The sequence below is a fragment of the Pseudomonas fulva NBRC 16637 = DSM 17717 genome, from assembly GCF_000730565.1.
Lineage (GTDB): Bacteria > Pseudomonadota > Gammaproteobacteria > Pseudomonadales > Pseudomonadaceae > Aquipseudomonas > Aquipseudomonas fulva.
In genome coordinates, this window is record NZ_BBIQ01000008.1 from 84382 (window position 1) to 108426 (window position 24045).

Sequence of the window (24045 nt, forward strand, 5' to 3'; positions counted from 1 at the left end):
GTTGTATCCATCATTAACTTCATGAGCCCACTCGACGAGGGCTCATCATGCTCCATTTGCAGATTCGTTCACTGCTGGCCACTGCGGTACTCGCTGCAACTACCAGCGCACAGGCTTCGATTGGCGCCCAGACCGCCGCCCGCATGCAGGAAAACTATAACGCCACCCCCACCCAGTGCGAGGGCAATGCCGTGCCGGCCCATGCCTGCTCCGGCGTCTTGCTGAGGTCCACGGTTCCATCTCCGTACTATCACACCTGGCATCATAGCCAGAACAGCAAGGACAAAGGTGGTGTTTCGTTTTCCTACCTGCGCAGTGACTTGCCGACCACTGGCCTGGCCGCCGATGGTCGCAGTGGCTTCACCTTGTATCCGCTGATACAGCGACCCGCTGGATCCCTGCGCTATGAAATGCTCTGCGCATGGCCCACCGACGGCGACACCTGGGAACGTGACAACCGCGGGTGCGGCGACAATCGACAGACACCCGAACGTGAAACGGCTTGCCATGAGCAAGGCGTGCACACGGCCGAAGACTGGATCGCACGCTTCAGGCTGACCGGCGACTACAAGCGTCAATGCGCCTTCGACATACGCCGGGCGCGCATACCGGAACGCGCGGAGGCCTTCCACCAGACCCTGCGCACGCAACGGTTGTTTGCTGACGAACTGCCCTTTGTCTGGAACGAGATAGTCATCGGCGCTTGGGATGAAGCCCGCGCGGGCGAGCTGCCCATCCAGTCATTCTTTTACATCGACGGGGAGTCCGGTGCCCTCGAGCAGGCCCAGGCAGATCAGAAGGACTGGCACCGCACCCATGGCGGCTTCATACCCGTCATCAAGGTACGGCTACCCTGGCAGGCCGGCGAGCGTGCCACGTTCACCTATCACGACCGTGATCAGGCCGTTGCCGCCCCTTGAGCGTGCTGGTACGCCCGCAAGCCCTTGAATGCCTGGTGGCGTACTTTGGCCTGTAGCCAAGGTGTCCAGCCCAGCAGCAGCCCTGGCGCACCCAGGGCCTGGCGGGACCAGGCCCACAGGTCGAAGTCGTCTTGATGCCGGTGTATCAGCCCATCGCGGATCTCGAAGCGTGCCTGGATGGTGTTGACCACGTCTCGTCCGGTCTGGGCGAAGACGTAAGTGGCAGTCCATTGCGCCGAACCACCGCGCTCATCGGCACACACGTTGTCGTAGCGCAGGGAGAAATCCTTGGCGCGCCGGGTCAGCATTCGCCACATGTCGCCGGCGTCCCTGCCACGCAGCGTGCCGAAGACCGGATCACTGAACACCACGTCATCGCTGTAACAGGCGACCATGGCCTGGGCATCAAGCCGCTGGAAGGCCTGGTAGAAACGGGTTATCAACTCGCGGTTGGCATCGCTCATCAAAGGGCCTTCCCTTAGGTTAAAACCGCACGATAATCCGCGTCGCGGGGTTACGCCAGTACCACCGTGAAACCATCAGACCTTCTCGCTGGTGACCTGCACATGCAACGCGCGCCCTGCCCCCAGGCCAAACACAATGGCCCCTGCACCGAGCACCGCAAACACCCAACCCAAAGCACTCCAGCCTCCGGTCAGGTCATGCACCAGGCCCACGGCGAACGGACCCATCGACGCCAGCGTATAGCCAACGCCCTGAGCCATGCTGGAGAGGTTTGCCGCCACATGCGCATCCCTTGAGCGCAGCACGATCAAGGTCAGTGCCAGGGCAAACGTGCCACCCTGGCCCAGGCCCAGCAGCACTGCCCAGCCCCACAGCCCCGACAAGGGTGCGTAAAGGCAGCCGAACAGTCCGCAAAGGGTCACCAGCATGACCACCACGATCGCCAGGCGCTGATCACGTCCACGGGTGGCCAACCAGGGTGCCGCAAGCGAGCTGAACAGTTGCATGATCACCGACCCCGACAGCACCAGGCCCGCCTGGGTTGGGCTAAGGCCGCGGCCAATCAGGATAGAGGGCAGCCAGCCGAAGACAATGTAGGCGAGCGAGGACTGCAGGCCCATGTACAGGGTGACCTGCCATGCCAGCGGATCACGCCAAAGGCCACGCACGCGATAGGCGACCTTGTGCACGCCATGACCGTTGCGCGCCTGTGGCAGCCATACCAGCATGGCCAGCACGGCTGGTAGCATCCAGAACCCCAGTGCCGGGGCCCAGTTGTCGCCCAAGGCGTGCGCCAGCGGCACGGTCGCCCCCGCCGCCATCGCCGCCCCCAGGCACAGCGCCATGGTATAGACGCCGGTCAGCGTGCCGGCATGCTGTGGAAAGTCGCGCTTGACGATACCCGGTAGCAGTACACCGATGATGCCGATACTGGCACCGGCCAGCAGGCTGCCCAGAAACAGACCCGTCGTGCCCAGGACACTGCGCAGGACGATGCCCACCGCCAAGGTCCCCAGAATGCCCAGCACCACCCGTTCGCTGCCCAGGCGGCGCGCCAGCATGGGCGCGAGCGGCGCGAACAGGCCCAGGCACAGCACCGGCAATGTCGTCAGCAGGCCTGCCTGCGCTGCGCTGAGCCCCAGCCCGTCAGAGACCTGCCCCAGCACCGGCGCCATGCTCGACAACGCAGGGCGCAGGTTCAAGGCCACCAGTATCAGGCCGAGCAACAGCAGCCAGGGTTTGTGCCTGACCGGCGGCTGGCTCTGCACCTGCTCGTCGTCCGCCTCGGCGTCGATGAGCAACGGATCGCTGTCATGATCCACTGCTGGGGTTTTGGGCATTCTGGATTCAGGCATTGGTAACTCGTGTCAGAGGGCGAGCAAGATCAGGTGCGTCGCCTGGGCCGCACCCGTGGTTGGATAACCTCGAAACAAAGACGCACGCCATGAGCCTTGCGGGACATGGCGAACGCAGCGACGTCACGCCAGGGCGTCGAGCAACGCCTGATTCATTTCAGGGGTGCCAATGGTGATGCGCAGGAACTGATCGATACGCGCCTGCTTGAAGTGACGCACGATGACCCCTTGCTCGCGCAACTGCGCCGCGAGGGCAGCGGCATCGTGTCGAGGATGGCGGGCAAAGACGAAGTTGGCTGCCGATGGCAGCACCTCGAAGCCACGCGCTTGCAACTCGGCCACCAACGCTTCGCGGCTGTCGATCACTTTCTGGCAGGTCTGCTGGAAATACGCTCGATCGGCGAATGCCGCTGCTGCACCGACGATGGCGGCGCGGTCCAGTGGGTAGGAGTTGAAGCTGTTCTTGATCCGCTCCAGTGCCTCGATCAGGTCCGGATGACCTACGGCCAAGCCCACCCGCAGGCCGGCCAGGGAGCGCGATTTCGACAGGGTCTGGGTTACCAGCAGGTTGTCGTAACGGTCTACCAGGCTGATCGCCGTCTGACCGCCGAAATCGATGTAGGCCTCATCGACGACCACCACCGAATCCGGGTTCTGCTGCAAGAGTTGCTCGATGGCCTGCAACGGCATCAGGCAGCCAGTCGGCGCATTGGGGTTGGGGAAAATGATACCGGCGTTGGGCTTGCGGTAGTCCTCGACACGAATCTGGAACTGCTCGTCCAGGGGCACCTGCTCATAGGCAATGCCGTACAGCCCGCAATACACCGGATAGAAGCTGTAGCTGATGTCTGGAAACAGCAGAGGCGCATCGTGCTGGAACAGGCCATGGAAGATGTGCGCCAGCACCTCGTCCGAGCCGTTGCCGACGAATACCTGGGCAGCGGTGATGCCGTAGTAGTCCGCGACCGCTTGCTTCAGGTGATCGCCATTGGGATCAGGGTACAGGCGCAGGCTCTCGTTGATTTCACCGCGCATGGCTTCGAGCGCCTTGGGCGACGGGCCATAGGGGTTCTCATTGGTGTTCAGCTTGACCAGGCGGGCAAGCTTGGGCTGTTCACCAGGAACATAGGGCACTAGCGCCTTGACGAAAGGGCTCCAGAATCGACTCATGCTCAGTTCCCCTTCTCGGTAGTCAGAATGCGGTATTCGGCACTGCGCGCGTGGGCGGTCAGCGACTCGCCGCGGGCCAGCACGGAGGCCGTGCGCCCCAGTTCGGAAGCGCCCTGCTCCGAACAGAAGATGATCGATGAACGCTTCTGGAAGTCATAGACCCCGAGCGGGGACGAGAAGCGTGCAGTGCCAGAGGTGGGCAGTACATGGTTCGGACCCGCGCAGTAGTCACCCAGTGCCTCGCTGGTGTGACGCCCCATGAAAATGGCGCCAGCGTGACGGATGTGCGGCAACCACGCCTGTGGATCTGCCACTGACAACTCGAGGTGCTCGGGCGCGATACGGTTGGCCACCTCGATGGCCTGCTGCATGTCGCGCACCTGGATCAATGCCCCACGCCCATTGACCGACTTTTCGATGATGTCGGCCCGCTCCATGGTCGGCAGCAACTTGTCGATGCTTTTCGCGACACGGTCGAGGAATGCAGCGTCCGGGCTCACCAGGATGGCCTGGGCGTCCTCGTCGTGCTCGGCCTGGGAGAACAGGTCCATGGCGATCCAGTCTGGATCGGTCTGGCCGTCACACACCACGAGGATCTCGGAGGGGCCGGCGATCATGTCGATCCCGACCTGCCCGAACACATGGCGCTTGGCCGTGGCGACATAGATGTTGCCCGGGCCGACGATCTTGTCGACCTTGGGCACGCTGGCAGTGCCATAGGCCAGAGCAGCCACGGCCTGGGCGCCACCGACGGTGAACACGCGATCGACACCGGCGATACAGGCCGCGGCCAGCACCAGTTCGTTGACCTCGCCACGCGGTGTGGGCACCACCATGACCACCTCGCCCACACCCGCCACCTTCGCGGGAATGGCGTTCATCAGCACGGATGAGGGGTAGGACGCCTTGCCGCCAGGCACATACAACCCGGCGCGATCCAGCGGGGTGACCTTCTGGCCCAGCACGGTGCCATCGGCTTCGGTGTACTGCCAGGAGTCCTGTTTTTGCCGCTCGTGGTAAAGACGCACGCGCTCGGCGGCTTTTTCAAGGGCCGCACGCTGGGTGTCAGTGATGCGGGTCAGTGCGAGCTCGAGCCGCTGACGATCGAGGATCAAGTCCTGGATCGAGTCGGCTTGCAGGCCATCGAAGCGCTGGGTGAACTCCACCAGGGCGTCGTCGCCGCGCTCGCGCACAGCCTTGATGATGTCGAGCACGCGCTGGTTGACCGCCTCATCGGACACACTCTCCCAGCTCAGCAGATGATCCAGATGTCGGGCGAAGTCCGGGTCAGCAGCGTTGAGACGGGCAATTGCAGTGGACACGGTCATGGCGAGGGCCTCGGTTGATGACGAATGCTCAGGCGCCCTAGGCTACCAGTCCATCCGCGCGGGCACCTGAGAAAAGTGGCTATGACGCGGATAGACGGGCGCGACAGCGAAGGTCGCGCGCAGAAGTCAGCCGCGGTGTCGCGATTCGACCGCTTTACGCAGGGTGTCGATCAGGCTCTGGATGCGGGCGTGCTGCATTTTCATGGAGGCCTTGTTGACCACCAGGCGGGAGCTGATGTCGGCGATCATCTCCTGGGGTTCCAGGCCGTTGGCACGCAAGGTGTTACCGGTATCGACCACGTCGATGATCTTGTCGGCCAGGTTGATCAGCGGCGCCAGCTCCATGGAGCCGTACAGCTTGATGATGTCGACCTGACGGCCTTGCTCGGCATAGTAACGTTTGGCCACGTTGACGAACTTGGTGGCCACCCGCAGACGCCCCTTGGGCTCTGGCGCACCAACCACCCCGGCGGTCATCAGCTTGCAGCGGGCAATCTGCAGGTCCAGCGGTTCGTAGAGACCTTGGCCGCCATACTCCATCAACACGTCCTTGCCAGCCACGCCCAGGTCGGCGGCGCCATGCTCGACATAGGTCGGCACGTCGGTGGCACGCACGATCAGCAAGCGCACGTCGTCCTGCGTGGTGGGAATGATCAGCTTGCGGCTCTTGTCCGGGTTCTCGGTGGGTACGATACCGGCTTCGGCCAGCAACGGCAGGGTATCGTCGAGAATACGGCCTTTGGAAAGCGCGATGGTCAGCATTGGAACGTCAGTCCTTAAGCGGCTACTGCTGGCCAGGTCAACGACCTGGCGGCATTCAATTCATGAGGCACAGGCAGGGCAAGCGAGGCTGCACGCTTCCCTGCACTGCGCCAACGGGCTCCTAGCCCGGCACGCGACGGATCTTCGCGCCCAGCATCTGCAGTTTTTCCTCGATGCATTCGTAACCACGGTCGATGTGGTAGATGCGGTCGATCAGGGTGTCCCCTTCGGCTACCAGGGCCGACAGTACCAGACTGGCCGAGGCGCGCAAGTCGGTGGCCATGACCGGGGCGCCCTTGAGCGCATTGACGCCAGTGACGATGGCCGTGTTGCCCTCGACCTGGATCTGCGCGCCCATGCGGTGCATTTCATACACGTGCATGAAGCGGTTTTCGAAGATCGTCTCGATGACGGCGCCAGTGCCTTCAGCGATGGCGTTGAGCGAGATGAACTGCGCCTGCATGTCGGTCGGGAAGGCAGGATAGGGCGCGGTGCGCAGGTTGACGGCCTTGGGCCGCTTGCCGTGCATGTCCAGCTCGATCCAGTCGGTACCGGTGCTGATGTCGGCACCGGCTTCCTTGAGTTTTTCCAGCACCGCTTCAAGGATGGTCGGATCGGTGTCCTTGACCTTGACGCGGCCACCGGTCACGGCAGCGGCGACCAGGTAGGTACCGGTCTCGATACGGTCGGGCATGACCCGGTAGTTGGCCGAACCCAAACGCTCCACGCCATCGATGGTGATGGTGTCGGTGCCTGCGCCTTGGACGTTACCGCCCATGGCATTGATGAAGTTGGCCAGGTCGACCACTTCAGGCTCGCGCGCGGCGTTCTGCAACACGCTGCGACCCTTGGCCAGGGCTGCGGCCATCATGATGTTCTCGGTACCGGTCACGCTGACGGTATCGAAGAAGAAGTGCGCGCCGCGCAGCCCGCCTTCGGGCGCCTTGGCCTTGATGTAGCCGGCCTCGACTTCGATCGTTGCGCCCATGGCTTCCAGGCCGCGGATGTGCAGGTCGACCGGGCGTGAGCCAATGGCGCAACCGCCGGGCAACGCCACTTCGGCTTCACCGAAGCGGGCAACCATGGGGCCGAGCACCAGGATGGAGGCACGCATGGTCTTGACCAGCTCATACGGCGCTACCAGGGTCTTGATGCTGCGCGGGTCGATTTCCACCGCCAGCTTTTCGTCGATCACAGGCTCGATGCCCATGCGCCCGAACAGCTCGATCATGGTGGTGATGTCGTGCAGGTGCGGCAGGTTGCCTACGGTGACCGGGCCATCGGCCAGCAAGGTGGCGGCCAGGATTGGCAGGGCGGCGTTTTTCGCACCCGAAATGCGGATCTCGCCGTCAAGACGCGCGCCACCAGTGATAATCAGTTTGTCCATTTGGAATCTCGCCGCCTTGTGGCTCAGGTGCGCTCAGCCCAAGCTGCGCTGCTGAAAAATTTCATGGTTACCGCATGGATGCTGCCATTGGCGATCCATGGATTGAGGTGGGCGTAGATCGCCTGCTGACGCTTGACCGGGCTAAGGCCAGCCAGCTCGTCGCTGATCACGTTCAACTGGAAGTTGCAGCCTTCGCCTTCAACTTCGACCCGGGAACCCGGCAATTTTTCTTCAAGGAAGCTTTTAACTTCTAGGGCCTGCATGCTCAACCTCAATCGGCGCCCGATGCGCACGGGTCGGCCATCATACAAAAAAGCCCCTCGCCTGCGAAGCCCAACGAGGGAGTTCACTGACCGAGGGGCGATTCTACCGCCAGCGTTTCAGCTCGCCAGCACCTCGTCGAGGTCATAAACCTGGGCGATGTCACGCATGTCATCAGGCAGGCCCTGCACCTGGCAGCGCTTGCCAGCGGCCTGAGCATCGCGCATGAAAGCCAGCAACAGCGACAGGCCCACGCTTGTGGAATGCTCGACGGCCGTGCAGTCGATGATCAGCTGCGCATCACCGCTGGCCTTGATCAGCGCCTGGCCCTGCTTGCGCAGCGCAGGGCCACTGCGGTAGTCCAGCACGCCGGCCAGGCGCAGTACGCCAGGCTCGTTCATGCTTGCGGTGGCGGCCGGGCTCATTTGACAGCCTTCTCCGGGGAGCTGTCGGCGCTCTGCTTGGCCTTGGCCACTTCGCCGGCCCAGCCGTCGATGGTCTTGTCCAGGTTGTTGCCATTGCGCTGCATGGCATCGGCGAACTGATCACGGAACAGCTTGCCGATGTTGATGCCGTTGACAATCACATTGCGCACCTTCCACTCGCCAGCGATGTTCTCCAACGTGTACTGCACCGGGTACACCGCACCGTTGTTACCGGTGACCTTCATGCCAACACTGGCACGCTTGCCATCATCGGCCTTGGCCGGGTCGACCACGATCCCTTCGTTGTTGTACTCAAGCAGGGCATTGCCGTAGAACTGCAGCAGGCTGCGCTTGAAGTTTTCCTGGAAGCGCTGCATCTGCTCGGGCGTGGCCTTGCGCGAATACTTGACGGTCATGATGCTCCTGGAGATACCGTCGGCATCGACCACCGGGCCGAGAATCCGATTGAGCGACTCGTAGAACGCATTGGGGTTGGCCTTGTACTGCTGCTTGTTGGCCTTCAGGTCACTCAGCAACTCGTTGGTGGTGCTCTGGATCACATCGTGGGGCGATTGTGCCGCCACGGCCAGCAAGGGGAAAGCCGCCAGCAGAACCAGCAGGCCACGTCGCAGAATCGATATCATGGAAACTCCTCAGTTGTCCGGTTGCGCGTCTCTGGGTTCCTTGCCAACGGAGTTGAGCAGGAACTTGCCAATCAGGTCTTCGAGTACCAGCGACGATTGGGTATCGTGAATGGTCGCACCCTCCTTGAGCACGTCTTCCTCACCGCCCACGCTGATGCCAATGTATTTCTCGCCAAGCAGCCCGGCAGTCAGGATCGACGCCGTGGAGTCGGTCGGCAGGTTATCCACCGACTTGTCCAGTTGCAGCGTCACCCGACCGGTGTACGAATCACGGTCCAGGTCGATGGCGGTGACCTTGCCGATGGTGACGCCGGCCATGGTCACCTTCGCTCTGACAGTCAAACCGGCGATATTGTCGAAGTAGGCATAAACTTTGTACGTATCGGTGGCGGGGCTGGCCGACAGGCCACTGACGCGCAGGGCCAGCATCAGCAACGCCAGAATGCCGGCCAGGAGGAACAGGCCGACACCGATTTCCAGGGTGCGGTTTTGCATCAGAAATCTCCAAACATCAAAGCGGTCAGAATAAAGTCCAGACCCAGTACAGCCAGCGAGGCATAGACCACGGTCTTGGTAGTGGCACGGCTGATCCCTTCGGAAGTGGGCTCGCAGTCATACCCTTGGAACACGGCAATCCAGGTGGTGACGAAGGCGAACACCAGGCTCTTGATCAACCCGTTGAGCACATCGTCGGTAAAGGAGACACTGTTCTGCATGTTGGCCCAGAAAGACCCTTCATAGACGCCCAGCCAGTCGACCGCCACCCACGAGCCACCCCAGATCCCCACCACGCTGAAGATCAGCGCCAGCAACGGCAATGAGATGAACCCTGCCCAAAGGCGCGGCGCAACGATGTATTTGAGGGGGTCTACGCCGATCATCTCGAGGCTGGAAAGCTGCTCGGTGGACTTCATGTTGCCGATCTCGGCCGTCAGGGCGGAACCGGCTCGGCCCGCGAACAGCAGGGCGGTCACCACCGGGCCCAGTTCGCGCAGCAGGGTCAGGGCAACCATCTGCCCCACCGCCTGCTCGGAGCCGTACTTGGTGAGGATGCTGTAGCCCTGCAGGGCCAGCACCATGCCGATGAACATGCCCGAGACCACCACGATGGCCAGGGACAGCACACCCACCGAATACAGCTGGCGAGTGAGCAGTTGGAAGCCGCCGCCGATGCCGCCGCGCCCAACCAGGGCATGGAACAGGAACAGGCAGGACCGCCCTAGCACCGCCAGCACGTCAATGGACGAGCGCCCCAGCAGGCGCACACGCTCAAGAATGGATTTCTGACGCATCAACGCGCCCCCAACAGGTCGGCGCGGTAATCGGGCGCGGGGAAATGGAACGGCACGGGGCCATCGGGATCGCCTTTCATGAACTGGCGAATGCGCGGGTTATCGGAACCCATCAATTCGTCCGGCGTACCTTGCCCCAGCACCTGGCCATCTCCGACTACATAGATGTAGTCGGCGATGCTGGCAGTTTCTGCCAGGTCATGGGACACCACGATGCTGGTAATGCCCAGGGCATCGTTGAGCAGGCGAATCAAGCGCACCAGCACCCCCATGGCGATCGGGTCCTGGCCCACGAAGGGCTCGTCGTACATGAGGATCTGCGGGTCCAGGGCGATGGCCCGGGCCAGGGCCACGCGCCGCTTCATGCCGCCGGACAATTCGTCCGGCATCAGGTCGATGGCGCCGCGCAAGCCCACCGCCTGCAGCTTCATCAGCACGATGTCGCGAATCATCTCGTCCGGCAGTTGTGTGTGCACGCGCAGGGGGAACGCCACGTTTTCGAAGACATCGAGGTCGGTGAAAAGGGCACCACTCTGGAACAGCACGCCCATCTGCTTGCGTGCATCGAACAGGTCACTGCGCGAAAGCGCCGGCAGGTTCTGCCCGGCCACCCACACTTCCCCACTTGCAGGGCGCAGCTGCGCACCCATCAGACGAAGCAATGTGGTCTTGCCGCAACCCGATGGCCCCATGATGCCGGTGACCTTGCCGCGTGGGATACGGATGTCGACATTGTTGAAAATGCTGCGTGAACCGCGTTTGAAGGTAACCCCCTTCAACTCGACCGCGCAGGCGCTATCCACACTCATCTAGACTCCTTGCTAGTGCAGCCCTGTCCTAGTGGACGTCAGCCTTCATCGGGAAGGCACACGCCCCGGGCCAGGCCGAATAGCCGCGAACTATAACACCGCTCTGAACGCCGCCCCAAGGCCGTACCGCCCGCTGTTCAGCTAGTCGACAGCGTTTGGGGATATTGCCTACGACAATCGAAAGCGTGAGGGTTTCAATCATTACCGCTATAATCGCCGCCTTTTTATCAGACACTGCTTTTTCGACATGAGCCAATCCAGCGAGCTGATCCAATCCGCCCAACGCACCCTGCGCCTGGAACTCGAGGCCGTCACGGCCCTGATCGAGCGTATCGGCGACGACTTCGTCAAAGCCTGCGAGCTGATCCTGGCCAGCAAAGGCCGCGTCGTGGTGGTCGGCATGGGCAAGTCCGGGCATATCGGCAACAAGATCGCCGCCACCCTGGCCAGTACCGGCACACCGGCCTTCTTCGTGCACCCGGCCGAAGCCAGCCATGGCGACATGGGCATGATCACCCGCGACGACGTGATTCTCGCGCTGTCGAACTCTGGCAGTACTGCCGAAATCATCACCCTCTTGCCACTGATCAAGCGCCTGGGCATCAAGCTGGTGAGCCTGACCGGCAACCCGGCCTCGTCCCTGGCCCAGGCCGCCGACGTCAATCTCGACGCCAGCGTCGCCCAGGAAGCCTGCCCGTTGAACCTGGCGCCCACATCCTCCACCACCGCCTCGCTGGTGCTGGGGGATGCCCTTGCCATCGCCCTGCTCGAAGCACGCGGGTTCACCGCCGAGGATTTTGCCTTCTCCCACCCCGGCGGTGCGCTGGGGCGCAGGTTGCTGCTCAAGGTCGAGAACGTGATGCATGCCGGCGACGACCTGCCCAAGGTGACGCGCGGCACACTGCTCAAGGACGCCCTGCTTGAAATGTCCCGCAAAGGCCTGGGCATGACCGTGATCATCGAAGACGATGGCACGCTGGCCGGCGTCTTCACCGACGGCGACCTGCGCCGCAGCCTGGACCGCAACATCGATGTGCGCACTGCCTTGATCGAGGAGGTGATGACGGTACACGGCAAGACCGCCCGGGCCGAAATGCTGGCCGCCGAAGCGTTGAAAATCATGGAAGACAACAAGATTGGCGCACTGGTGGTGGTGGACGCCCACGACCGCCCCACCGGCGCCCTGAACATGCACGATCTGCTGCGCGCTGGCGTACTGTGAGGAGCTCCACGATGAATCAGGATCTGATGCAACGCGCCAAGGCCATCAAGCTGGCGGTCTTCGACGTCGATGGTGTACTCACCGACGGGCGTCTCTATTTTCTTGAAGACGGCAGCGAGTTCAAGACCTTCAATACCCTCGACGGGCATGGCATCAAGATGCTGATGGCGTCTGGCGTTACGACCGCGATCATCAGCGGGCGCAAGACACCGGTCGTCGAGCGCAGGGCGAAGAACCTCGGCATCGCGCATCTGTATCAGGGGCGCGAAGACAAACTCGTGGTGCTCGACGGCCTGCTCGCCGAGCTGGGCCTGAGCTATGATCAGGTGGCTTACCTTGGCGATGACCTGCCGGACTTGCCGGTCATTCGGCGCGTAGCTCTGGGCATGGCCGTCGCCAACGCGGCGCCGTTCGTGCGCGAGCACGCTCACGGCGTGACCCAGGCCCGCGGCGGCGAAGGCGCCGCACGTGAATTCTGCGAACTCATCATGCAGGCCCAGGGCACCCTGGATGCTGCCAACGCCAACTACCTGTAAGGTTGCCCATGTTCAGCAAGAAAGCCAGAAACATCGTGCTGCTCGGGGCCATTGCGGCCCTGCTGGTGGCCGTCGGCTACTGGAACGTCAGCCCGGAGAGCTTCCTGGAGAAGCCAGTCGCCCAGGTCGACGAGAGCGCCATCGACTACTACGCCATCAACGCCCACAGCGTCCAGTTCCTGCCCGACGGCAGGCTCCAGTACGAAATGACCGCCGACAAAGTCGAACATCTCAAGGCCAGCGAGGTCACGATGTTGACCACGCCGGACTTGCACCTGTACCGCGGCACGGCGTTTCCGTGGCATGTACAAAGCACCCGCGCCGAGGTCAACCCCGACGGCAGCGAGGTCGAGTTGATCGACAATGTGCGGGTTGCCCGCACTGACGAACAGAAGCGTGAGACCATCATCACCAGCTCGCGCATGACCGTGTTCCCGCAGAAGCAATATGCGCAGACCGAGCAAGCCGTTAGAATCGACGGCGCCGGTGGAACGACCACGGGCAAAGGAATGAAAGCGTACCTGAAAGAAGGCAGGATGGACCTGCTCTCTAACGTAAGAGGACAGTATGAGGCTCGTTAAAACCCTCCCCCTTTTGCTCAGCCTGAGCGCAGCACTGGGAAGCGCGAGCGCCCTCGCCCTGCCGAACGACCGTGACCAGCCGATTCGCATCCAGGCCGACAATGCGCACCTGGACGACAAGAAAGGCGTGGCCACCTATACCGGTGACGTGATCATCACCCAGGGCTCTATGATGATCAAAGGCAACACCGTAACCATCACTCGCACGAACGGTGGCGACATCGACGTGGTGACCTCGGTGGGCAACCTGGCCTATTTCGAGCAGCAACAAAGCGCGTCCAAGGCGGACAAGATGAAAGGCTGGGGCGTTACCATCCAGTACCAGGCACAGAAAGACCTGGTGGTGCTCACCGACCGAGCCAAGGTGGAAAACGAAGGCAACACCACCGAAGGCGAGAAAATCGTCTACAACACCCAGACACAAGTGGCCACTGCCGGTCGGGGTGGCAACGTAACCACGCCACGTCAGCGTATCGACATGGTGATCCAGCCCAAGAAGAAGGCCGAGTAAATGGCAACCCTCAAAGCCCAGCACCTGGCCAAGAGCTACAAGGGCCGCCAGGTCGTGCGAGACGTCAGCCTGTCGATCGACAGCGGTCAGATCGTCGGCCTGCTCGGCCCCAATGGCGCCGGCAAGACTACGTGCTTCTACATGATCGTTGGCCTGGTTCAGGCCGATCAGGGGCGCGTGCTGATCGACAGCCTCGATGTCAGCCACCAGCCCATGCACGGTCGCGCCCGGGCCGGTATCGGCTATCTACCGCAGGAAGCGTCGATCTTCCGCAAGCTGTCGGTGGCCGACAACATCAAGGCGATCCTGGAAACCCGCAAGGATCTTGATCGCGAGGGCCAGCGCCAGGAGCTCGAAAGCCTGCTTCAGGAATTCCACATCAGCCATATTCGCGACAACCTGGGCATGAGCCTGTCCGGCGGCGAGCGGCGGCGTGTCGAGATTGCCCGGGCATTGGCAACCTCTCCAAAATTCATCTTGCTCGACGAGCCCTTCGCAGGCGTGGACCCCATTTCGGTCGGTGATATCAAGCAGATCATTCATCACCTCAAAGCCAAGGGCATCGGTGTGCTGATCACGGACCACAACGTGCGTGAAACGCTGGATATCTGTGAAACGGCCTACATCGTCAACGACGGCCGCCTGATCGCCGAGGGCGATGCCCAGACCATCCTGGCCAATGACCTGGTGAAAGAAGTTTACCTGGGGCACGAGTTCAGGCTTTGATCACGACGCGCGCCTTGGGCACGAACAAAGACGCCCCCAAGTCGGGCCAAGTTGTTACAGTGCTCTAGGCAAACGCTACAATTTAAGGCATAAATCTTGCTTGAAATGGCGCCCCGGCGCCCTCGTGTAGTGGAAGGCGCATGTGCGCCGGCGAACAAGGTACAAAGCATCTGCCATGAAACCATCGCTCGTCCTAAAAATGGGCCAGCAACTGACGATGACACCGCAGTTGCAACAGGCCATCCGCCTGCTCCAGCTTTCCACCCTGGACCTTCAGCAGGAAATCCAGGAAGCCCTGGAGTCCAATCCGATGCTCGAGCGCCAGGAAGACGGCGACGACTTCGACAACACCGACCCCATGGCGGACAACGCCGAGAACAAACCGACCAGCGACGTCCAGGACAACAGCTTCCAGGAAACGACTGCCAGCGCCGAAAACCTCGAAGACGGCGAGTGGAACGAACGCATCCCCAACGAGCTTCCTGTCGACACCGCCTGGGAAGACATTTACCAGACCAGTGCCAGCAGCCTGCCAAGCAATGACGACGACGAGTGGGATTTCACCACCCGCACTTCGGCTGGCGAGAGCCTGCAAAGCCATCTGCTGTGGCAGTTGAACCTGGCGCCGATGTCCGACACCGACCGGCTCATTGCAGTCACCTTGATCGACAGCATCAACAATCAGGGCTATCTGGAAGACAGTCTGGAAGAGATTTGTGCAGGGTTCGACCCTGAGCTCGACATCGAGCTGGATGAAGTCGAGGCAGTGCTGCATCGTATCCAGCAATTCGAACCTGCTGGTGTCGGCGCCCGCACGCTGGGCGAATGCCTGTTGCTGCAACTGCGCCAGCTGCCGGCCAGCACCCCGTGGATGACCGAGGCCATGCGCCTGGTCAGCGACTTCATCGACCTGCTGGGAAGCCGCGACTACAGCCAGCTCATGCGCCGCATGAAACTCAAGGAAGATGAGCTGCGCCAGGTCATCGAACTGGTGCAGAGCCTCAACCCTCGCCCAGGGTCGCAGATCGAGTCCAGTGAGCCCGAGTACGTGGTGCCGGATGTGATCGTGCGCAAGGACAGCGAGCGGTGGCTGGTGGAACTGAACCAGGAGGCGGTGCCACGCCTGCGCGTTAACGCGCAATACGCCGGGTTCGTACGCCGCGCCGACACCAGTGCCGACAACACCTTCATGCGCAACCAGTTGCAGGAAGCCCGCTGGTTCATCAAGAGCCTGCAAAGCCGCAACGAAACCTTGATGAAGGTGGCTACGCAGATCGTCGAGCATCAGCGCGGTTTCCTGGACCACGGCGACGAGGCGATGAAGCCGCTGGTGTTGCACGACATCGCAGAAGCTGTGGGCATGCACGAGTCGACCATTTCCCGGGTCACCACCCAGAAGTACATGCACACCCCCCGCGGTATCTACGAGCTGAAATACTTTTTCTCGAGCCACGTCAGCACCTCCGAAGGCGGGGAATGCTCGTCCACGGCGATCCGCGCGATCATCAAGAAACTGGTTGCGGCGGAAAATCAGAAAAAGCCATTGAGTGACAGCAAGATCGCTGGTTTACTGGAGGCACAAGGCATCCAGGTCGCCCGTCGCACTGTCGCCAAGTACCGCGAGTCCCTGGGTATCGCACCCTCGAGCGAGCGCAAGCGATTGATGTAGCCCCTGAGATGTGCCACCGCGTTTGTGTGGCAGGTGCAACACCTGCCTCTTTGATGCACGGGCAACAAAAGGAGAAGCTGTATGCAAGTCAATATCAGTGGACAGCATGTAGAAGTCACCCAACCCTTGCGTGATTACGTGCTCGAAAAGCTCGCCCGCGTGGAGAGTCACTTCGACAAGATCACTAACGTGCAGGTCATCATGAAAGTCGAGAAGCTGCAGCAGAAGGTCGAAGCGACCTTGCAGATTCCTGGCGGTGAAGTGGTAGCCAACGCCGAACACGAAGACATGTATGCAGCCATCGACGCCTTGGCCGACAAGCTCGACCGCCAACTGAAAAAACACAAGGAAAAACAGCAAAGCCTGCTGCAAGGTGCAGCAGCCCGCTGATCCCCCTCATCCATGATCCGACTTGAAACCATCCTGACCCCCGGCCGTTCCCTCGTGAACGTGCCGGGCGGCAGCAAGAAGCGCGCCCTGGAAAAGGTCGCCACCCTGATTGCCGATCAAGTACCTGAACTTGAGATGCAAGACGTCTTCGAAAAACTGGTGGCCCGCGAAAAGCTGGGCTCCACTGGTTTCGGCAATGGCATCGCCATCCCCCATTGCCGCCTCGAAGGGTGCTCCTCACCGGTCAGCGCCCTTCTGCACCTTGACGCCCCCATCGATTATGACGCGATCGATGGCGCGCCCGTGGACCTGCTTTTCGTTCTGCTGGTTCCGGTTGCGGCCACCGATGCTCATCTGGAACTGCTGCGCCAGATAGCCAGCATGCTCGATCGCAAGGACGTTCGTGATCGCCTGCGTGCAGCCCAGAGCAGCGAGGCCTTGTTCCAGGTCGTCCTGGACGTACAGAACGAGCATTGAACATGCGCTTGATCATCGTCAGTGGCCGGTCCGGCTCCGGTAAGAGCACGGCCCTCGATGTCCTCGAAGACAACGGTTTCTACTGCATCGACAATTTGCCCGCCGGGCTGCTGCCGCAGTTGGCGGAAAGCGCGCTGCTCAACACCGAATTGCCGCAGCCCAAGGTTGCCGTATCGATTGACGCACGCAACCTGCCAAGCCACTTGTCGCGCTTTCCCGAACTGCTCGAACAGGCGCGTGCTCGTCACATCCAGTGCGACGTGCTGTACCTCGATGCCGACGAAGACACGCTGCTCAAGCGTTTTTCCGAAACCCGCCGACGCCACCCGTTGACCAATGCCGATCGCTCACTGGCCGAGGCGATTCGCGTCGAACGGGATTTGCTGGGGCCAATAGCTGACCTGGCCGATCTCAAGATCGACACCACCCGCCTGAATCTCTATCAGCTGCGTGACTCGATCAAGCTGCGCTTGTTGGACAAGCCAGAACCGGGTACGGCTTTTCTGGTGGAGTCATTCGGCTTCAAGCGGGGCATGCCGGTCGATGCCGATCTGGTGTTCGACGTGCGCTGCCTGCCCAACCCTTACTGGAAGCCAGAACTGCGCGAGCATTCCGGCCTTGAACAACCCGTCATCGACTACCTCGCGGCTCAGGCGGACGTCGAAGAGATGTTCACCGATATTTCCAGCTACCTGCTCAAGTGGCTGCCACGGTTCGCCGCCAGCAACCGTGCCTATGTCACCATCGCCATCGGATGCACTGGCGGCCATCATCGCTCGGTGTACCTCACCGAACGGCTGGGCCAGTTGCTCCAGCAATCTTTGAAAAACGTCCAGGTTCGCCACCGCGACCTCTAGCCCAAGGATCCGCCAGCTCATGCCCGCCCGCGAAATCACCATCATCAACAAACTGGGTCTGCATGCCCGGGCGGCAGCCAAATTCGTCGGGGTTGCCGGTCGCTTTCCCTGCCAGGTCAAGGTAGGTCGTGCCCCGGACAAGCTGGTCGATGGCAAGAGCATCATGGGGGTCATGATGCTGGCGGCGGGCAAAGGCACTCAGGTCTACCTGCACACCGAAGGCGAGCAGGACAGTGAAGCCATGCAGGCACTGGTCGAGTTGATCAACAACTATTTCGACGAGGGGGAGTAAGCCCTCGGCACGGCCAGCAGGCGTTTCACATCGGCCGTCGCCAAGCGTGACGCCCTCCTCCTCACGCCCGCAGTCTGGCGGGCGCTTCAGGACATCGCGGTATCCATCACCATCATCAGGCAGAAACCGATGCACAGCCCCAGGCTGGCCAGGCGGTGATTACCGTGGCTGCGTGATTCGGGGATGATTTCCTGGGTCACGACCAGCAGCATCGCCCCTGCAGCGCAGGCGAGGCCCAGGGGCAACAGCAGTTGCGCCACATTCACCAGCCAGGCGCAGATAACGGCTGCCACGGGCTCCACCAGACCGGAGGCGGCGCCGATGAGAAAGGCCTTGAAGCGCGACATGCCAGCCCCGGCGAGCACCAGCGCAATGACCAGCCCCTCCGGTACATCCTGCAAGGCGATGCCCATTGCCAGGCTGTCGGCATCTGCCATGCCCCCGCCTGCAGACACGCCTATGGCCATGCCCTCTGGAATGTTGTGGGCGATGATGGCGAACACGAACAGCCACACGCGCGAAGCGATGACCGGCTCGTCAGGGGTCAGCCCTGAGGACGAGCCTGGCGAGAGTTTCAGGTCCACCAGGTAAAGGCACAACGCGCCTGCCAGCAGGCCCGCGCTGATGAGGCCGCCGGCTCCCCATGCACCAAAACCAATGGCCTGAGCGGCCTCCAACCCAGGCACTATCAGCGAGAAGGCCGTGGCCGCCAACATGACGCCAGCACCAAAGCCCAACAGTGTATCGGCCAATGCGACGGGCATGGTGCGGATAACCAGTACCGGCACCGCACCCAGGGCCGTCCCCAACGCGCACAGCGCGCCGCCCTCAAGCGCGCGCAACATACGTGGGTCCAGGTCGAGCCAGGCAAATGCGCGCGCCACCAGCAGCGCGGTACCCGCCAGCAGCAACAGGGTTCCAAGCGCCAGCCTGAACAGGCGCACGCTGCTGACGGACATGACTTCGGCGCGCATACCTGCCTGGCTCATTTCATGGCATCGAGGTAGCGGCGATTCACTTGCGCCCAGTCGATGACGTTGTAGAAGGCCCCGATGTATTCAGGCCGACGGTTCTGATACTTCAGGTAGTACGCGTGCTCCCAGACGTCCAGGCCGAGGATCGGTGTGTGGCCATGCATCAACGGGCTGTCCTGGTTGCCACTGCTCTCGACCACGAGGGTCCGCTGCGGGGTAACGCTCAGCCAGGCCCAACCACTGCCGAAGCGGGTGAGCGCGGCCTTGGTGAAGGCTTCCTTGAATGCCTCGAAGCCACCCAATTGTGTGTCGATGGCACGGGCAACTTCGCCCTGGGGCTCGCCTCCACCACGGGGGGACATCACCGCCCAGAACAGGCTGTGGTTGGCATGTCCGCCGCCATGGTTGGTCACGGCGCCTCGCAGGTTTTCAGGTAACTGCTCGACCTGCGCCACCAGCTTTTCCACCGGCCAGTCGGCCCATTCACTGTTCTCGACCGCTGCGTTGAGGCCATTGACGTACGTCTGGTGATGCTTGGTGTGATGGATCTCCATGGTCTGCGTGTCGATGTGCGGTTCCAGCGCATCGTAGGCGTAGGGCAGTGCAGGCAATGCATGAGGCATGTCAATGGACTCCGTGGGCAGGTTGAAGTGAACAGGCGCTGTGTCGGTTGAGCAGGTGCTCGGTGCGCGGGTACTGGCCGTGTTCGGCGATGAAACTCAACAACTCGGTGTAGGTACGGGCGCTGTGGCGCAGTGCGGCATCACGCAGCGCCCGTGGCAGGCACACGTCCTGACTGGCCTGCAACAGCCGTTGGTGCACGGCGCACAGGTAATCGGCGCTTTCATGGGGCTGCTGCAGACGCAGGTGCAGGTCGGCCAGGTTGTGATGCGCGATCACCAATGAGGCCACGGCTTGATCGGCATCCTCCCAGCGCGTGAACAGCACTTGGGCCAATGCCAGGGCCTGGAGGTAATGTTCGCGAGCATCCACCAGCTCACCTTGCGAGAACAGCTGATTGGCGACTTGCGTGATGCGTTTCCAGTGCTGCATGACGAGCCTCCAGGGCCATTGCGCTGTTCAGATACCGCCAGCGGTCAGCTTTTCCGGATTCAGCAAAGCCTGCAACCGATCACGGGAAAGGTCGGTGTGCTCCAGCGCCACATCGATGATGGGCCGCCCTTGCGCATAAGCGGCCTTGGCGATCTCGGCTGCCTTGAGGTAACCAATGATCGGGTTCAGTGCCGTGACCAGGATTGGGTTACGCGCCAACGCCTCGTTGAGTTTGTTTTCATTGACCTTGAATGTGGCAATGGCTTTGTCTGCCAGCAACCGGCTGACATTGGCCATCAGCTCGATGCTTTCGAGCAGGTTACGGGCGATGACCGGCAACATGACATTGAGCTCGAAGTTGCCGGACTGCCCCGCTACCGCGATCGTTGCGTCATTGCCGATGACCTGAGCGGCGACCATGGCGGTGGCTTCAGGAATCACCGGATTGACCTTTCCAGGCATGATCGACGAGCCAGGTTGCAAGCCCTGCAGCTCGATTTCACCCAAGCCCGCCAAGGGCCCCGAGTTCATCCAGCGCAGGTCGTTGGCGATCTTCATCAACGCCACCGCCGTGGTCTTGAGCTGGCCAGACAGTGCAACGGCAGTGTCCTGGGAGCCGATCAGGGCAAACAGATTCTGAGCAGGGCGAAACGCTACGCCCGTCAACGCGCTGAGGTGACGGGCGAAGCCGGCTGCGAAATCAGGATGGGCGTTGATCCCGGTGCCCACGGCCGTGCCGCCCTGGGCCAGGGCCTGCAGGCTAGGCAAGGTGGCCTCTATGTGCGCCTTGGCACCTGCGACCTGCGCCGCCCAGCCATCGAGTACTTGGCTCATGCGTACAGGCATGGCATCCATCAAGTGCGTACGGCCTGTCTTGATATAGGGACGAACCTGGATCGACTTGGCTTCGATCACCTGCACAAGGTGGCTCAGCGCTGGCAGCAGTTGCTCGTGGAGCGCCAGGGCTGCGCTCACATGAATGGTGGTAGGAATGATGTCATTGCTGCTCTGCCCGCAATTGACGTGGTCATTGGGATTGACCGTTTCGCTCGAGGCTCGGCTGGCCAGCGTTGCAATCACTTCGTTGGCGTTCATGTTGGAACTGGTGCCGGAACCGGTCTGGAACACATCGACCGGAAAATGCACGATGAAGTCTTCTGCCAGCAGTTGCTGTACGGCCGTGACGATCGCCTGGCCTTGCTGCTCAGACAACTGCTCCAGTTCGACGTTGGCGTTAGCCGCCGCTGCCTTGGCCAGCAGCAGCGCGCGTAAGAACTGGGCAGGCATGCGCTGGCCACTGATGGGGAAATTGTCGACCGCACGCTGGGTCTGCGCGCCGTACAGCGCGTCTGCCGGCACGTGCAACTCGCCCATGCTGTCACGCTCGATGCGGGTATTGATCATCATCGGGTCCTTGCATCAATTCATCGGGGGAAATCGAGGGCAGCAAACGGCAATTGGCCAGTTGCAGGGCATAGGGCTGCCAGCGTTGGTTCTGTTCCTGTCGGTCGAGGTTGCGCAGGATCAACAGTGGCCGCCAGGCCTGATCCAGGCACTGGCAGCGCCAGTGCCAAGGCAGCATGCGGTCGCAGGCGGTATCGAGCAGCAGGCGGAAGGAGGTCAATGCCACCGTCCAGGGTGACGTCTGGGTGCAACACACCAGGTAACGCCCTTCCGCCAGGTAATGTTCGATCAGGCGCGGCTCATCGGGCTCGAGCGCACAGCGGATCCGGCGACTGAGCCAGCGCCAGTTTTCAAGATAGGGCAGTTCGCGAAGGGCGGTCGTCATGAACATCATCATCGTGCAGCTGTGAAATGATATTCATTATTAATTGATAAACAGAATCAATTCAACCCATAGATGGTGTGAAGGGGCCGCCGCTTGATCTTCTGCCGCGAAAAAAAAAGGGGCCGCTGCGCGGCCCCAACGGCTTCACATGAAGAGGATCAACTACCGGCAACCATCATCCGCTCGATCAACACCGAGCCTGTATGAATGTTGCTGCGGGTCTCCAGGTCGCTGCCAATCGCCACGATCTGCTTGAACATGTCCTTCATGTTGCCCGCGATGGTGACTTCCTGGACGGCGTGCTGGATCTCGCCATTCTCGACCCAGAAACCGGCCGCGCCACGGGAATAGTCCCCTGTCATCATGTTCAGGCCATGCCCCATCAATTCGGTGACCAGCAGGCCGCGCCCCATGCGTCGGATCAACGCGGCCTGGTCTTCACTGCCATGGGTGACGAACAGGTTGTGCACGCCGCCTGAGTTGGCGGTACTGGGCAGACCCAGTTTGCGCCCCGAGTAGGTACCGAGCAGGTAGGACACCAGCTGGCCCTTATCCACGAACGGTTTGGCGTAGGTTGCCAGGCCATCACCATCGAAGGCTGCGCTGCCCAACGCGCGCGGGATGTGAGGGCGCTCGTCCAAGGTCAGCCAGGCCGGGAACAACTGTTGGCCGAGGGCGCCTTCAAGGAAGGAGGACTTGCGGTACAGGTTCCCACCGGAAACCGCCGACAGGAAGCTGCCGAACAGCCCGCCTGCCAATTCGGCCGAGAACAGTACCGGCACCTCACAGGTCGGCACCGGCCGTGCGCCCAGGCGACTGGCGGCGCGTTGGGCGGCGCGGATACCGATGCTGCGCGGGTCAGCCAGCAGGTTACCTTGGCGATTGACGTCGTACCAGTAGTCACGCTGCATCTGCCCATCGCCCTCGGCGATCATCACGCAGCTCAGGCTGTGACGGGTGGAGGCGTAGCCACCGACAAAGCCGTTGCTGTTGCCATACACCCTGCACCCCTGGTGGGTGTTGAGCGAGGTGCCATCGGCGTTGAGAATTCGAGGATCAGCGTCGAAGGCCGCAGCTTCGCACGCCAAGGCCATTTCAATGGCCTTCTCCGGCTCCAGGTTCCAGTCGTGGTAGAGGTCGAGGTCCGGAACATCGCGGGCCATCAGGGCGGCGTCGGCAAGCCCGGCGCATTCGTCCTCGGAGGTGTGCTTGGCAATGGCCAGCGCAGCTGCGACGGTTTCGCGAATGGCGTCCGAACCACTGGCCGAGGTGCTGGCCGAGCCTTTGCGCTGCCCGACGTACAGGGTGATACCAAAGCCCTGGTCACGGTTGAACTCAACCGTCTCGACCTCGCGCTGGCGGACCGTGGTGGACAGGCCCTGCTCCAGCGACACCGCCACTTCGCAGGCGCTGGCACCCTGGCGGCGGGCCTCGGCAATGATCGCTTCGACCTGCTCTTGCAAGGCTGGCAGATCGTTCGGGCCGATACTCTGGACTGCACTCATGGTTTTCTCCACTCAGAATTCTGCGTTCGGCAAGGGCCATTCAACGGCCGGGCCGGACAAGCGGCCCCCGACTGGTTATCATGGCGGCGATCTTTAGCGGACTGCCACCATGGTTGATTCAAACGACGACGCCTTCGACGGCGAAAAAAGCAAAACCCAGATCAAGCGCGAACTGCATGCGCTGGTCGAACTCGGCGAGCGGCTCACCACCCTCAAGGCCGATACCCTGGCGCGCCTGCCCTTGACCGATGAACTGCGCAAGGCATTGGCCGAAGCCAGCAAGCACACCGCGCATGGGGCTCGCAAACGCCACATGTCGTTCGTCGGCAAGCTGATGCGTGTACAGGACCTGGACGCCATTCACGCCCTGCTGGAACAGATGGACAGCTCCACCCGCCAGTACAACGAGCGTTTTCACGGCCTTGAACGCTGGCGTGATCGGTTGATCGACGGCAACGACGAGGACCTCGAACGGTTCGTCAACGAATACCCGGAGACCGACCGCCAGCAGCTGCGCTCGCTGGTGCGCCATGCCCAGCACGAAAAGGCCAGGAACAAACCCCCTGCCGCTTCGCGCAAGGTGTTCAAGTACATTCGCGATCTGGACGAGCTGCAGCGCGGGCTGCGCTGATCGCGGCGGGGCCG

General features: G+C 61.9%; 30 protein-coding genes. 12 read left to right on the forward strand and 18 right to left on the reverse strand.

All coding sequences use genetic code 11. The features are described 5' to 3' along the window. Positions 1–47: 47 nt before the first annotated feature. The gene (locus PFU01S_RS10215) at positions 48–920 is read left to right on the forward strand and encodes a hypothetical protein (RefSeq protein ID WP_028687059.1); all 873 of its coding nucleotides are present in this window, start codon (positions 48–50) and stop codon (positions 918–920) included. On the opposite strand, the gene PFU01S_RS10220 is transcribed toward PFU01S_RS10215, so the two are convergent. The 12 genes from PFU01S_RS10220 to PFU01S_RS10275 form a co-directional block, all read right to left on the reverse strand. Then, positions 899–1384, reverse strand: a complete 486-nt coding sequence (locus tag PFU01S_RS10220) for a nuclear transport factor 2 family protein (protein WP_027913755.1) — start codon at positions 1382–1384, stop codon at positions 899–901. The two genes, PFU01S_RS10215 and PFU01S_RS10220, sit on opposite strands and share 22 nt — an antisense overlap. A 75-nt stretch (positions 1385–1459) precedes the next feature. Beyond that, positions 1460–2740: a CynX/NimT family MFS transporter gene (locus PFU01S_RS10225; protein WP_027913754.1), complete on the reverse strand. Its 1281-nt coding sequence runs from the start codon at positions 2738–2740 to the stop codon at positions 1460–1462. A 123-nt stretch (positions 2741–2863) separates the two neighbouring features. Then, a complete protein-coding gene (hisC, locus tag PFU01S_RS10230) occupies positions 2864–3910 on the reverse strand; it encodes a histidinol-phosphate transaminase (protein ID WP_028687058.1) in 1047 nt (348 codons plus the stop codon). A gap of 2 nt (positions 3911–3912) precedes the next feature. Next, positions 3913–5238: a histidinol dehydrogenase gene (hisD, locus tag PFU01S_RS10235; protein WP_027913752.1), complete on the reverse strand. Its 1326-nt coding sequence runs from the start codon at positions 5236–5238 to the stop codon at positions 3913–3915. A gap of 126 nt (positions 5239–5364) precedes the next feature. Next, positions 5365–6000 carry an ATP phosphoribosyltransferase gene (gene hisG, locus PFU01S_RS10240; protein WP_023533364.1) on the reverse strand — a complete coding sequence of 212 codons (636 nt, stop codon included), beginning with the start codon at positions 5998–6000 and terminating at the stop codon, positions 5365–5367. Positions 6001–6121: 121 nt separating this feature from the next. After that, positions 6122–7387, reverse strand: a complete 1266-nt coding sequence (gene murA / locus PFU01S_RS10245; protein ID WP_027913751.1) for a UDP-N-acetylglucosamine 1-carboxyvinyltransferase — start codon at positions 7385–7387, stop codon at positions 6122–6124. A 23-nt stretch (positions 7388–7410) separates the two neighbouring features. Continuing rightward, positions 7411–7650 carry a BolA family protein gene (locus PFU01S_RS10250; protein WP_019471361.1) on the reverse strand — a complete coding sequence of 80 codons (240 nt, stop codon included), beginning with the start codon at positions 7648–7650 and terminating at the stop codon, positions 7411–7413. 117 nt (positions 7651–7767) lie between these two features. Then, positions 7768–8073: an STAS domain-containing protein gene (locus tag PFU01S_RS10255; protein WP_027913750.1), complete on the reverse strand. Its 306-nt coding sequence runs from the start codon at positions 8071–8073 to the stop codon at positions 7768–7770. Then, positions 8070–8717 carry an MlaC/ttg2D family ABC transporter substrate-binding protein gene (locus PFU01S_RS10260; RefSeq protein ID WP_027913749.1) on the reverse strand — a complete coding sequence of 216 codons (648 nt, stop codon included), beginning with the start codon at positions 8715–8717 and terminating at the stop codon, positions 8070–8072. The genes PFU01S_RS10255 and PFU01S_RS10260 overlap by 4 nt, the downstream gene beginning before the upstream one ends. Positions 8718–8726: 9 nt before the next feature. Further along, the gene (gene mlaD, locus PFU01S_RS10265; RefSeq protein ID WP_023533426.1) at positions 8727–9212 is read right to left on the reverse strand and encodes an outer membrane lipid asymmetry maintenance protein MlaD; all 486 of its coding nucleotides are present in this window, start codon (positions 9210–9212) and stop codon (positions 8727–8729) included. Continuing rightward, the gene (gene mlaE, locus PFU01S_RS10270; RefSeq protein ID WP_023533432.1) at positions 9212–10009 is read right to left on the reverse strand and encodes a lipid asymmetry maintenance ABC transporter permease subunit MlaE; all 798 of its coding nucleotides are present in this window, start codon (positions 10007–10009) and stop codon (positions 9212–9214) included. Before mlaE ends, mlaD begins: the two co-directional genes overlap by 1 nt. Beyond that, positions 10009–10818, reverse strand: a complete 810-nt coding sequence (locus PFU01S_RS10275) for an ATP-binding cassette domain-containing protein (protein WP_023533446.1) — start codon at positions 10816–10818, stop codon at positions 10009–10011. Before PFU01S_RS10275 ends, mlaE begins: the two co-directional genes overlap by 1 nt. A gap of 247 nt (positions 10819–11065) precedes the next feature. On the opposite strand from PFU01S_RS10275, the gene PFU01S_RS10280 reads away from it, so the two are divergent. From PFU01S_RS10280 to PFU01S_RS10325, 10 genes are all read left to right on the forward strand, one after another. Next, positions 11066–12040 (forward strand): KpsF/GutQ family sugar-phosphate isomerase, encoded by a 975-nt coding sequence (locus tag PFU01S_RS10280; RefSeq protein WP_027913746.1) that lies wholly within the window; start codon positions 11066–11068, stop codon positions 12038–12040. Between the two features lie 11 nt (positions 12041–12051). Next, positions 12052–12576, forward strand: coding sequence for a KdsC family phosphatase (locus PFU01S_RS10285; RefSeq protein ID WP_027913745.1), 525 nt, complete (start codon positions 12052–12054; stop codon positions 12574–12576). Between the two features lie 8 nt (positions 12577–12584). Continuing rightward, positions 12585–13157, forward strand: a complete 573-nt coding sequence (lptC, locus tag PFU01S_RS10290) for an LPS export ABC transporter periplasmic protein LptC (RefSeq protein ID WP_028687057.1) — start codon at positions 12585–12587, stop codon at positions 13155–13157. Continuing rightward, on the forward strand, positions 13144–13668 hold the full coding sequence (lptA, locus tag PFU01S_RS10295; protein WP_023533341.1) for a lipopolysaccharide transport periplasmic protein LptA: 525 nt from the start codon (positions 13144–13146) through the stop codon (positions 13666–13668). Before lptC ends, lptA begins: the two co-directional genes overlap by 14 nt. Then, positions 13669–14394 carry an LPS export ABC transporter ATP-binding protein gene (gene lptB, locus PFU01S_RS10300; RefSeq protein ID WP_027913743.1) on the forward strand — a complete coding sequence of 242 codons (726 nt, stop codon included), beginning with the start codon at positions 13669–13671 and terminating at the stop codon, positions 14392–14394. It abuts the gene before it with no gap. Positions 14395–14569: 175 nt separating this feature from the next. Next, the gene (locus PFU01S_RS10305) at positions 14570–16063 is read left to right on the forward strand and encodes an RNA polymerase factor sigma-54 (RefSeq protein ID WP_023533448.1); all 1494 of its coding nucleotides are present in this window, start codon (positions 14570–14572) and stop codon (positions 16061–16063) included. 81 nt (positions 16064–16144) lie between these two features. After that, positions 16145–16453, forward strand: coding sequence for a ribosome hibernation-promoting factor, HPF/YfiA family (gene hpf, locus PFU01S_RS10310; RefSeq protein WP_003255135.1), 309 nt, complete (start codon positions 16145–16147; stop codon positions 16451–16453). A gap of 12 nt (positions 16454–16465) precedes the next feature. Next, positions 16466–16930, forward strand: coding sequence for a PTS IIA-like nitrogen regulatory protein PtsN (ptsN, locus tag PFU01S_RS10315; protein ID WP_027913742.1), 465 nt, complete (start codon positions 16466–16468; stop codon positions 16928–16930). 2 nt (positions 16931–16932) lie between these two features. Beyond that, positions 16933–17787, forward strand: coding sequence for an RNase adapter RapZ (gene rapZ, locus PFU01S_RS10320; protein ID WP_028687056.1), 855 nt, complete (start codon positions 16933–16935; stop codon positions 17785–17787). Positions 17788–17806: 19 nt separating this feature from the next. Further along, positions 17807–18079 (forward strand): HPr family phosphocarrier protein, encoded by a 273-nt coding sequence (locus PFU01S_RS10325; protein WP_028687055.1) that lies wholly within the window; start codon positions 17807–17809, stop codon positions 18077–18079. Between the two features lie 86 nt (positions 18080–18165). Here PFU01S_RS10325 and PFU01S_RS10330 read toward each other — a convergent pair whose 3' ends face one another. The 6 genes from PFU01S_RS10330 to pmbA all read right to left on the reverse strand — a co-directional run bounded on the left by PFU01S_RS10330 (position 18166) and on the right by pmbA (position 23400). Next, positions 18166–19053, reverse strand: coding sequence for a ZIP family metal transporter (locus PFU01S_RS10330; protein ID WP_027913740.1), 888 nt, complete (start codon positions 19051–19053; stop codon positions 18166–18168). Positions 19054–19064: 11 nt separating this feature from the next. Further along, entirely contained in the window at positions 19065–19676 is a 612-nt protein-coding gene (locus PFU01S_RS10335; protein ID WP_028687054.1) for a superoxide dismutase, read from the reverse strand. 1 nt (position 19677) lies between these two features. Then, positions 19678–20106, reverse strand: coding sequence for a DUF2753 family protein (locus tag PFU01S_RS10340; protein WP_028687053.1), 429 nt, complete (start codon positions 20104–20106; stop codon positions 19678–19680). Between the two features lie 27 nt (positions 20107–20133). Further along, positions 20134–21510: a class II fumarate hydratase gene (locus PFU01S_RS10345; protein ID WP_028687052.1), complete on the reverse strand. Its 1377-nt coding sequence runs from the start codon at positions 21508–21510 to the stop codon at positions 20134–20136. Further along, positions 21485–21904: a hypothetical protein gene (locus PFU01S_RS10350; RefSeq protein ID WP_027913736.1), complete on the reverse strand. Its 420-nt coding sequence runs from the start codon at positions 21902–21904 to the stop codon at positions 21485–21487. The genes PFU01S_RS10345 and PFU01S_RS10350 overlap by 26 nt, the downstream gene beginning before the upstream one ends. Positions 21905–22053: 149 nt before the next feature. Further along, positions 22054–23400 carry a metalloprotease PmbA gene (gene pmbA / locus PFU01S_RS10355; protein WP_028687051.1) on the reverse strand — a complete coding sequence of 449 codons (1347 nt, stop codon included), beginning with the start codon at positions 23398–23400 and terminating at the stop codon, positions 22054–22056. 109 nt (positions 23401–23509) lie between these two features. Here pmbA and yjgA point away from each other — a divergent pair, with 109 nt between their 5' ends. Next, positions 23510–24031, forward strand: a complete 522-nt coding sequence (gene yjgA, locus PFU01S_RS10360) for a ribosome biogenesis factor YjgA (protein WP_023533376.1) — start codon at positions 23510–23512, stop codon at positions 24029–24031. Positions 24032–24045 lie beyond the last annotated feature (14 nt).

Excerpts from the sequence above, each read along its gene's own strand:
- pmbA (WP_028687051.1), bottom strand. The coding sequence starts at position 23,400 with ATGAGTGCAGTCCAGAGTATCGGCCCGAACGATCTGCCAGCCTTGCAA.
- rapZ (WP_028687056.1), top strand. The coding sequence starts at position 16,933 with ATGCGCTTGATCATCGTCAGTGGCCGGTCCGGCTCCGGTAAGAGCACG.
- PFU01S_RS10340 (WP_028687053.1), bottom strand. The coding sequence starts at position 20,106 with ATGCAGCACTGGAAACGCATCACGCAAGTCGCCAATCAGCTGTTCTCG.
- PFU01S_RS10305 (WP_023533448.1), top strand. The coding sequence starts at position 14,570 with ATGAAACCATCGCTCGTCCTAAAAATGGGCCAGCAACTGACGATGACA.
- lptC (WP_028687057.1), top strand. The coding sequence starts at position 12,585 with ATGTTCAGCAAGAAAGCCAGAAACATCGTGCTGCTCGGGGCCATTGCG.
- PFU01S_RS10335 (WP_028687054.1), bottom strand. The coding sequence starts at position 19,676 with ATGCCTCATGCATTGCCTGCACTGCCCTACGCCTACGATGCGCTGGAA.
- PFU01S_RS10325 (WP_028687055.1), top strand. The coding sequence starts at position 17,807 with ATGCCCGCCCGCGAAATCACCATCATCAACAAACTGGGTCTGCATGCC.
- hisC (WP_028687058.1), bottom strand. The coding sequence starts at position 3,910 with ATGAGTCGATTCTGGAGCCCTTTCGTCAAGGCGCTAGTGCCCTATGTT.
- lptB (WP_027913743.1), top strand. The coding sequence starts at position 13,669 with ATGGCAACCCTCAAAGCCCAGCACCTGGCCAAGAGCTACAAGGGCCGC.
- yjgA (WP_023533376.1), top strand. The coding sequence starts at position 23,510 with ATGGTTGATTCAAACGACGACGCCTTCGACGGCGAAAAAAGCAAAACC.
- lptA (WP_023533341.1), top strand. The coding sequence starts at position 13,144 with ATGAGGCTCGTTAAAACCCTCCCCCTTTTGCTCAGCCTGAGCGCAGCA.
- hpf (WP_003255135.1), top strand. The coding sequence starts at position 16,145 with ATGCAAGTCAATATCAGTGGACAGCATGTAGAAGTCACCCAACCCTTG.
- PFU01S_RS10350 (WP_027913736.1), bottom strand. The coding sequence starts at position 21,904 with ATGATGTTCATGACGACCGCCCTTCGCGAACTGCCCTATCTTGAAAAC.
- PFU01S_RS10255 (WP_027913750.1), bottom strand. The coding sequence starts at position 8,073 with ATGAGCCCGGCCGCCACCGCAAGCATGAACGAGCCTGGCGTACTGCGC.
- PFU01S_RS10280 (WP_027913746.1), top strand. The coding sequence starts at position 11,066 with ATGAGCCAATCCAGCGAGCTGATCCAATCCGCCCAACGCACCCTGCGC.
- PFU01S_RS10345 (WP_028687052.1), bottom strand. The coding sequence starts at position 21,510 with ATGATCAATACCCGCATCGAGCGTGACAGCATGGGCGAGTTGCACGTG.
- PFU01S_RS10220 (WP_027913755.1), bottom strand. The coding sequence starts at position 1,384 with ATGAGCGATGCCAACCGCGAGTTGATAACCCGTTTCTACCAGGCCTTC.
- PFU01S_RS10285 (WP_027913745.1), top strand. The coding sequence starts at position 12,052 with ATGAATCAGGATCTGATGCAACGCGCCAAGGCCATCAAGCTGGCGGTC.
- PFU01S_RS10225 (WP_027913754.1), bottom strand. The coding sequence starts at position 2,740 with ATGCCTGAATCCAGAATGCCCAAAACCCCAGCAGTGGATCATGACAGC.
- mlaD (WP_023533426.1), bottom strand. The coding sequence starts at position 9,212 with ATGCAAAACCGCACCCTGGAAATCGGTGTCGGCCTGTTCCTCCTGGCC.
- murA (WP_027913751.1), bottom strand. The coding sequence starts at position 7,387 with ATGGACAAACTGATTATCACTGGTGGCGCGCGTCTTGACGGCGAGATC.
- hisG (WP_023533364.1), bottom strand. The coding sequence starts at position 6,000 with ATGCTGACCATCGCGCTTTCCAAAGGCCGTATTCTCGACGATACCCTG.
- PFU01S_RS10275 (WP_023533446.1), bottom strand. The coding sequence starts at position 10,818 with ATGAGTGTGGATAGCGCCTGCGCGGTCGAGTTGAAGGGGGTTACCTTC.
- PFU01S_RS10330 (WP_027913740.1), bottom strand. The coding sequence starts at position 19,053 with ATGCGCGCCGAAGTCATGTCCGTCAGCAGCGTGCGCCTGTTCAGGCTG.
- hisD (WP_027913752.1), bottom strand. The coding sequence starts at position 5,238 with ATGACCGTGTCCACTGCAATTGCCCGTCTCAACGCTGCTGACCCGGAC.
- PFU01S_RS10250 (WP_019471361.1), bottom strand. The coding sequence starts at position 7,650 with ATGCAGGCCCTAGAAGTTAAAAGCTTCCTTGAAGAAAAATTGCCGGGT.
- ptsN (WP_027913742.1), top strand. The coding sequence starts at position 16,466 with ATGATCCGACTTGAAACCATCCTGACCCCCGGCCGTTCCCTCGTGAAC.
- PFU01S_RS10215 (WP_028687059.1), top strand. The coding sequence starts at position 48 with ATGCTCCATTTGCAGATTCGTTCACTGCTGGCCACTGCGGTACTCGCT.
- PFU01S_RS10260 (WP_027913749.1), bottom strand. The coding sequence starts at position 8,717 with ATGATATCGATTCTGCGACGTGGCCTGCTGGTTCTGCTGGCGGCTTTC.
- mlaE (WP_023533432.1), bottom strand. The coding sequence starts at position 10,009 with ATGCGTCAGAAATCCATTCTTGAGCGTGTGCGCCTGCTGGGGCGCTCG.